Below are 954 nucleotides of genomic sequence, written 5' to 3'. Positions count from 1 at the left end.
GCCGGCCCAGTCCCCCCAGCCGGCCCAGTCTCCCCGGCCGGCCCGGTGAACGCGGTGAACGCGGCGGCCCTCCCGGTGGCACCGGCGGAGCGGGACAGGGACCTGCTCCGCCGGCATGCCGACGGGGACCCGGACGCCTTCACCGAGCTGGTACGAGCCCACAGCGGCCGCGCGTGGGCGGTGGCGCTGGGCATGCTGCGGGACCGGGAGGACGCCGCTGACGCCGTCCAGGAGGCGATGCTGTCGGCCTACCGGGGCGCCGCGGCCTTCCGCGGCGAGGCGTCGGTGTCCACCTGGCTGCACCGCATCGTCGTCAACGCCTGCCTGGACCGGCTGCGCCGGCGCGCGGCCCGCCCGCAGGTCCCGCTGCTCACCGGCGGCGACGACGGTCACGACGGTGGTGGCAGTGGCCGCGGCGGCGACGAGCCGGCCGAACCGCGTGACGCGATCGTCGAAGGTGAGACGCGGCTGGCCGTCGAATCCGCGCTGCGCCGGCTTCCGGAACCACTGCGGCTGGCGGTGATACTCGTCGACATCCAGGGCTGGTCGGTCGCGGATGCCTCCGAACTGCTCGCGGTCCCGGTGGGCACGGTGAAAAGCCGCTGCGCGCGGGGACGCGCGAAGCTGGCTGTAATGCTCGACTACCTGCGTCCCGGGAACCCTGCGCCGCTCGATTCCGTCAGTCAGAGCAGGCACGTCAATACGTCCGGAGTGGTCGGAGGAGGTGTCGGCGATGACCGCTGATCGGCATCCGGATGTGGAGCACCTCGATGCCTACGCCGGTGGGGACCTTTCGGCGTCCGTCGTGGAACTCCACGTCCGCGGCTGCCCGCAGTGCGGCGAAACCGTGGCGGCGCTGCGCCGGGTGCGTCACGACCTCGCCGCGCTGGCCTCGGTGACCATGCCGGAGGACGTCGCGACCAGGCTGTACGCCGCCCTGGTCAGCGAGCAGGA

2 protein-coding genes are annotated in these 954 nt (G+C 73.6%); both read left to right on the top strand.

Going from position 1 to position 954, the window contains the following annotated elements:
• Positions 1-744 (top strand): RNA polymerase sigma factor SigM (gene sigM / locus AC5LUJ_RS13730; protein ID WP_493465045.1); only part of this gene is annotated, 744 nt, incomplete at its 5' end.
• Positions 734-954: anti-sigma factor (locus AC5LUJ_RS13725; protein WP_493465044.1), on the top strand; the 221-nt coding region annotated here is incomplete at its 3' end. The genes sigM and AC5LUJ_RS13725, both read left to right, overlap by 11 nt.

It is taken from the genome of Protofrankia sp. CiP1_Cm_nod3, assembly GCF_982290655.1.
Note: the sequence above shows the minus strand (reverse complement) of the source record. Positions and strands in the feature narration are given on the sequence as shown.